This window comes from Protofrankia sp. Cas8 (assembly GCF_963555845.1).
Taxonomy (GTDB): Bacteria; Actinomycetota; Actinomycetes; order Frankiales; family Frankiaceae; genus Protofrankia.
In genome coordinates, this window is record NZ_CAUVXI010000198.1 from 4,188 (window position 1) to 10,404 (window position 6,217).

Consider the following 6,217-nt stretch of genomic DNA (forward strand, 5'->3'; position numbering starts at 1 on the left):
AAGCGCAACCATTCGATCTTCCTCGACATCGAGTTGTGGAAGGACGTCGAGGAACGGGTGGGCGGCGAGACGGTGATCCAACGGACCTGGTCATGTCCTTTTCTAGCGTCGATCTGGCACCTGCTCCGGCTGGGGATGCTGCGCCATTTCGGCGAGCCGATCGCGCATCCGCACCAGCTAACGCTCGGGATCGACGACATACCCGAGACCTGGAACGAACTGCCCGCTGTGATGCAGATGAATCCGCGGGCAGCGCCCTTCTGTGCCTACCGGTCGGTCTCCATCCTGCCGCAGCGGTACCTGCCGATCGAAAACGCGATCAAACTCATCCTCAGCCATCTCAGCCTTGACGAGCCCGTCATCGGCCAGGTGGTCGAACGCGGGGCGAGTGAAGGTCTGGAGATACCACGCAAGGTCATTGACCGCATTTCACACGTCTTCATCGAAGGAACATAAAACCCGATGCTGGTCCTCGGTGAGGTCCGAACCTGCCTCCTGCACAACACAGCGCCGCTTCCGACGCCGCTCGTGGCTCAGATCCTCGGGACGGTGCCGGGGCGCCGCGTGTTGTGCACAGAACGCCCCATCGCTCACGCCGTCTCACCAGAGCTGGTAACCGGGATCGACTGCACGCTCGCGACCTCAAGCCGAGTCCGGGCCAGGGGAATCGGCACGGTCACGTCTCGCGCTATGATCACTTCGGGTCTGGTGCTGCAGGGCTCGGCGAGCGCCTACCTCCGGCGTGCGACGGGCCCCAGCCGGCTGGCGTGGTCACACTACGCCGACCAGCTGGGCGTGGTCGAAGTCATCAGTCGGGCGGATGCCGCCGAGCTCGCCGAGGGCTACCTGGCGGACTCCACACCGTCGTCCACCATTGATCTGGGCTCGGTCAGTGAACGCCTGATAAGCGACATCCAAGGTCATGTACAGCTCGATCACGTGACGTCCGTACGGGCGCGGCCGACCTGGGTCCGCTGGGCCGCCCGGGTCGGCGACCACGACGGTCCCGTCGCGCGGGTCCGGTCCGACGGCGATGTCGTACACGCCATCGAGCTGATTGTGGACGAAAGCCAGCTCGGCCTCGCCGCGCGCTTCTGCGAGGATTTCGCCTTGCACGACTGGCTGCTCACCACGCTTGCGCAGGTCATCGAACAGACCGACCGGCTAAAAGCGCTGGGGCAGCAAGCGATCGACATTCTCACGACCGCCGTCGAACGGCTGTTCCACGTCTGGATGCCCGGAGCACAGGTGGACCCGGCACTGTCGCCGCTGTGGGATGCGCTGGAACAGCGCCCCGGATTCAGCCGCCAATGGAACACGCAGGTCGCTCGAATTCGGGACCAGATCGCCCTGCAGACGCTGCAGGCGGTCGAACAGACGCGACGCGGCAACGCGGACTGGTGACCATGGGTAACCGCACTCGTACCGATCACCTCATAACCGGAACCATCGCCGCACCAGCAGGGCGAAGAAGACACTCAGCGACACCGCCCCGGCATAGGACTCGACTATGAGCAGAGCCCAGGCGCCGTCGGGCAGGCCATCGACATCGCCGAATCCCAGCGGGTTGAGGTAGTTGGTGAGCGCCATGTGCACGCTGGTAATCAACGAGACGCCGAAAAAAATTGTCAAAATAAGAATCAGCGCCGTGAGCTGGACAAACGCCCAGGCGAGCAGACGGTAGGGCTGGTACCCGTAGCCACATAACAGATTCGAGATTGTCTCCAGGGTCTTGCGCACGCCCCGACCTCGGGCCCGGTGCCGGGCCCGATGCGCCGCAAGCAGGCATCGGTCGCGGGCGAGATGGTTTTCCACCTGCAGGAACAGGCCGCCGGCGCGATCGAAGGAGAACGCGGCGTGCAGCGGCAGGTCGGCCCGCGCGAAACGGTGGCCGAGGCGCTCGAGGATCTCGGCCAGGCGCAAGGTCTGTGCCGGGGTGAGCCGCAGCGGACCACGAACCTCGACCTCCGCTGCGAGCAGCGCCGCGATGGTGGAATGTTCGCCGTCCTCGGCTGGGGCGAGTGCAGCCTGGTTGTATAAATCGGCGAAAACAAGGCTGTCGCGATTGCGGGAGCCAGGTGGGATATACCGATCGAGAACGTCGGCAGCATATCTTTCGAACCGATCGAGAAGGCCCGGCTCCGCGACCCGCATGCGGCCGTCCAGCCGTGCCTCGTCCAGCATCTCAACATATCTGTCCGCTCGGCGGACGATCGCGGTTGAGATCGATCCGACGAACGCCGACATCTGACCGGACATCGCCGATGCCCAGTCAGCTGTCCCGACCGGATCGGCCGACCGGTAACGGTACGTATACGCCGAACTGTCTGGAGAGGTTCGAAGAGTGAGTCATGACTCAAGTGTCACGCATCAGCGCTCTGTCCGCTGCGGTTCGGCGGCTCACATATTCGGCTGCCCAGATATGAGCCTCCTCGGCACCTGCCACGGGCAAGCCAGCTGGACGGACGACGGGGATGATGGTGGCCGCAAGCCCGTGCCGTGGCACAACGGCGGACTCTGCTGACCGGAGCTGCATCGAGCTCGGAGGGCAGAAAGCAATGTCGATCATATCGCGATATCCTGGTACACGCCTGATTCGAAGGGTGCGCTGGCTCAGTTCGGCGCACAACCCGCTGTGCCGGCCGGCGGATCGGATCGAGGCCGCCGCCCTGGTCATCCTGTCTGTCCTGTTTCTGATCGCTGTGCCGCTGGCGAGCTGGGCCGGTGCGCGGACATATCAGGGTGCTCACCGTGACGCGGCCGTCGCGGCCGCTACCCACCACCGCGTCGTCGGTGTCCTGGTGGCGGACGCTCCGGGCCCGTACGCGGTCATGGGTGTCGCGATGCCCGCGCTGGCGATCGCGCGGTGGCCGGCTCCCGCCGGCGTCGGCAGTACCGATGGCGCTGCCGGTGCCGGTGCCGGTGGCACCACGCGGACCGGCTATGTGCGGGCCGTTGCGGGTAGCCCGGCGGGCACCCGTGTCACGGTCTGGACCGACGGGACCGGCCAGCGGGTGAACCCGCCGGCCACCGAGGCCTCGGCTGTCGCCCAAGGGGTCGGCGTCGGTGTGCTTGCGGTGGGCGCCGCCGGGACGGCGCTGGCCGGATGCCACCTGCTCCTGCGCCGCTTCCTCGATCACGGACGGCTGGCCGCCTGGGACGCCGAATGGGCGCGCGTCGCACCGCAGTGGAGGCGCTGAGCACCAACTGCCGGCAACCGGGGATCCGGTTCGGACGGCGGTGGTAGGGCACGAGGAGGGTATGAGGCGATCCACGACGACAATCATTCCCGAGGTCGCCGTGGGAACCCGGGGTGCGATGCCGGCGAGCTCCGGCGCCTACGCGCGCCGGAAGATCCTTGCGCTCGCCCAGGAGACGGATGAACCGATCCTGTACGCCCAGGTGCGGCTGACCCACTCGGCGGACCCCGCGCTACCGCGGCCGGCGGTCGCACAGGCCAACATGGACGTCAACGGGCGGCCGCTGCGGGCGCACGTCGCGGCCACGACGATGCACGAGGCGATCGACCTGCTGCAGGCGCGCCTGCGGGAGCGGTTGATCAGGATTGCCGAGCACTGGGAGGCGCGGCGGGGTGGCGCGCCGCTGAAACAGCCGCACGAGCCCCATGAGTGGCGCCACGGCAGCGAGCCGACCCACCGCCCACAGTACTACCCGCGTCCCCCCGAGGAACGCGAAATCGTCCGCCACAAGTCCTTCACGCTGGCGCGGGAGACCCCCGATGAGGCCGTCTTCGAGCTGGAGGCGATGGACTACGACTTCCACCTGTACACCGATGTCGACAGTGGGCAGGACAGCGTCATCTACCGCGACGACGCCGGCTACCGCCTGGCCCGGACGGACTCGCGGCCACGGCGTGGCGGTCCGGTCGTCGCGGTACCACTGACCATCAGCGAGCAGCCCGCACCCCACCTCGGCGTCGACGAGGCGGTCGCGCGGCTGAGCCTGACCGGCTTCCCGTTCGTGTTCTTCGTGGATAACGCGACCGGCCGGGGTAACGTGCTCTACCACCGCTACGACGGACACTACGGACTGATAACCCCGGCCCGGTAGTCGCTGATGTCCACCGGCCGGCAAAGCCGGTGCCCGGCCAGGCTCATGGCGGGGCGGGCTCGTCCCCTACGACGTCGAAGTAGGCCCCCTCGGAAAGAACATCGACACCGACGCCCTCCGTTCCGACTTGATCAAGACGGTAGGACGCCTTCTGGGCACGACGATCGGTCAGTAGCGGCGACCGCCCGGCAAGAGGGGTGTGGATCAAGGAGCGGGGCTGGGGTGCGTGCATCGCGAGGCGGAGGAGGGAGTCACCGGAGGTGTTGGGTGGCGACTGACGACACCGTGGCGAGGAGCGTGCCGCAGCTCCGCGACGCCGCGTCCCTCTTGCCGGTCGCTCTTTGGGAACGATGTGAATCTGGTGTTGTGGGAGGAGCATCAGATTCACATCGTTAAGAGGGTGCACGTCCAGCAGCACCACGACGGCGCACGAAACCGTATTGGGCTGTACTTCCAGGCCGGTCGCTTCCGTGGTGCGCCTGTCATCGGTGACCGTCGGCTCAATAAGATCGGCTGGTATGCGCCCGCCGCCCTACCCGATTCGGTTACGCCACATGTGGCCGTGGCATTGGCCGCGTGGGGACAACCAGAATTTTTCAGCAAGTACCGGCACATCGTCGATGACCGGTCGGAGCACGCCCTGGGAGGCTCGGCGAACGGGACTGTCAAACGGGGGGAGGACTGCCAGTGAGCGAGGCGAACCCGCATCGTGTGGTTGATGCCGAACATGCGACGCAAGCACCACCGGCAGGCTGAGGTCCGCGGCCACCATCTGGTTCGCCCTCAGCAGCCCACGCAGCCGGCCCTGGGTGGCCAAGACGGCCTGGGCGCGATCCACCAACTGTGTGAGCGGTTCATCGAGCTCGAGACGGGCCACGACGGGAAAGACCGGCTCTGTGCCGAGCAGACCGCCGGAGGCTGCGTCAACGTCAACGTCAACGTCAACGTCCAACATCGGCTCGCGACCCGAGGCATGGCCAGTGCCCGTAGGCACGGGCACAGTCCAGAGCGCCCGGCACGATACCGGGCACCAGATCGGATGATCTGTCGGTGGCCGCACAGCCACCCGATCCGGTCGCCTCCCGGCGGGAACAGCGCAGCGCCAGCGGCGGGTCAGGCCGCGTCCGCCGGAGCGTAGGTGTGGCAGCGCGGAGCACATACCCGGACGCAGGCTGCACAGCCGATGCAGTTGCCGGCGGCATCAACGGTCATGACCTTACGTTCGATCTCCTGCTCCTCGTCGAAGGGGTCGACCAACTCATCGTCCTCGTTGAGGCCCATCAGCTTCAGCACACCCTGACCGCACACCTTGAAGCAACGGCCGCAACCGATGCACTTGGCCTGGTCGATGGCCATGATGTAATGAGGCACCCACGGGCTGGCATCGCGGGTGGCGAACTGAACGTGGCTCATATGAATTCTCCTGGATTCAACTGGGCATTCGGCCGCATGAGAAGAACAAAAGTCACTCGACCTTGGGCGTCAGGCCTTGTGAGCCTTGTGGGCGTCGGATTCACTCCTGTCGCCTTTCAATGCTATCTTGGACGGCCACGGCATACACCCAGGTCGGGCCACAGGGCCACAATTACCGGGCCACCCGACCTCGTTCAACGAGCCGGCTGGCCCGGCCGGACGTGCCCGAACGGGTACCGGCCACGCTGGGGGACAACCGGCCGCAGGGCGCGCGACCATGCCCCTTCTCGCGCACCCGGAGGCCCCCAGGGGAGTCTGGCCAAAGGGCGCGCGACCATGCCCCTTCTCGCGCACCCGGAGGCCCCCAGGGGAATATGGGCGCATGATGGAACTGGATGGCGTACCGGTCGGTCCCGATGAACTCGCGGCGCTGGCGCTGGCGAACTACGGCCACTTCACCTCCATGCGAATTGACAACCACCGTGTCCGTGGGCTCTCCCTTCATCTAGATCGGCTGGTCCAGGACTGTCAGACGGTCTTCGGCGCCGACCTGGACACGCAGAAAGTCCGGGACCTCGTCCACCGTGCCGTCGGCGGCGGTACCGGGTCGTTCGTCGTCCGGATCACGATCTTCGACCCGGCACTCGAGATCGGGCATCCGGGCGCCGCGGCGAAACCGCGTGTCCTGGTGACCACACGACCGGCAGCCGCCCGCCCGCTGGCTGCGCTGCGA

7 protein-coding genes and 1 pseudogene are annotated in these 6,217 nt (G+C 66.6%); 6 read left to right on the forward strand and 2 right to left on the reverse strand.

What is annotated here, in order from left to right; translation table 11 throughout:
• Both U9977_RS21925 and U9977_RS21930 read left to right on the forward strand, forming a co-directional pair.
• Nucleotides 1-456: pseudogene (locus U9977_RS21925) on the forward strand (hypothetical protein); the annotation flags it as partial.
• A gap of 6 nt (nt 457-462) precedes the next feature.
• Entirely contained in the window at nt 463-1,404 is a 942-nt protein-coding gene (locus U9977_RS21930; RefSeq protein WP_322751169.1) for an SCO2521 family protein, read from the forward strand.
• Between the two features lie 30 nt (nt 1,405-1,434).
• On the opposite strand, the gene U9977_RS21935 is transcribed toward U9977_RS21930, so the two are convergent.
• On the reverse strand, nt 1,435-2,259 hold the full coding sequence (locus tag U9977_RS21935) for a hypothetical protein (RefSeq protein ID WP_322751170.1): 825 nt from the start codon (nt 2,257-2,259) through the stop codon (nt 1,435-1,437).
• Nucleotides 2,260-2,603: 344 nt separating this feature from the next.
• Here U9977_RS21935 and U9977_RS21940 point away from each other — a divergent pair, with 344 nt between their 5' ends.
• The 3 genes from U9977_RS21940 to U9977_RS21950 all read left to right on the forward strand — a co-directional run bounded on the left by U9977_RS21940 (nt 2,604) and on the right by U9977_RS21950 (nt 4,762).
• A complete protein-coding gene (locus tag U9977_RS21940) occupies nt 2,604-3,200 on the forward strand; it encodes a hypothetical protein (RefSeq protein WP_322751171.1) in 597 nt (198 codons plus the stop codon).
• 61 nt (nt 3,201-3,261) lie between these two features.
• Nucleotides 3,262-4,071, forward strand: coding sequence for an HPF/RaiA family ribosome-associated protein (locus tag U9977_RS21945; RefSeq protein ID WP_322751172.1), 810 nt, complete (start codon nt 3,262-3,264; stop codon nt 4,069-4,071).
• A gap of 361 nt (nt 4,072-4,432) precedes the next feature.
• Nucleotides 4,433-4,762, forward strand: coding sequence for a hypothetical protein (locus U9977_RS21950; RefSeq protein ID WP_322751175.1), 330 nt, complete (start codon nt 4,433-4,435; stop codon nt 4,760-4,762).
• A gap of 422 nt (nt 4,763-5,184) precedes the next feature.
• Here the strand turns inward: U9977_RS21950 and fdxB are convergent, their stop codons facing one another.
• Nucleotides 5,185-5,484 carry a ferredoxin III, nif-specific gene (gene fdxB, locus U9977_RS21955; RefSeq protein WP_322751173.1) on the reverse strand — a complete coding sequence of 100 codons (300 nt, stop codon included), beginning with the start codon at nt 5,482-5,484 and terminating at the stop codon, nt 5,185-5,187.
• A 382-nt stretch (nt 5,485-5,866) separates the two neighbouring features.
• On the opposite strand from fdxB, the gene U9977_RS21960 reads away from it, so the two are divergent.
• A partial coding sequence (locus U9977_RS21960) for an aminotransferase class IV (RefSeq protein WP_322751174.1) occupies nt 5,867-6,217 on the forward strand: 351 nt, incomplete at its 3' end.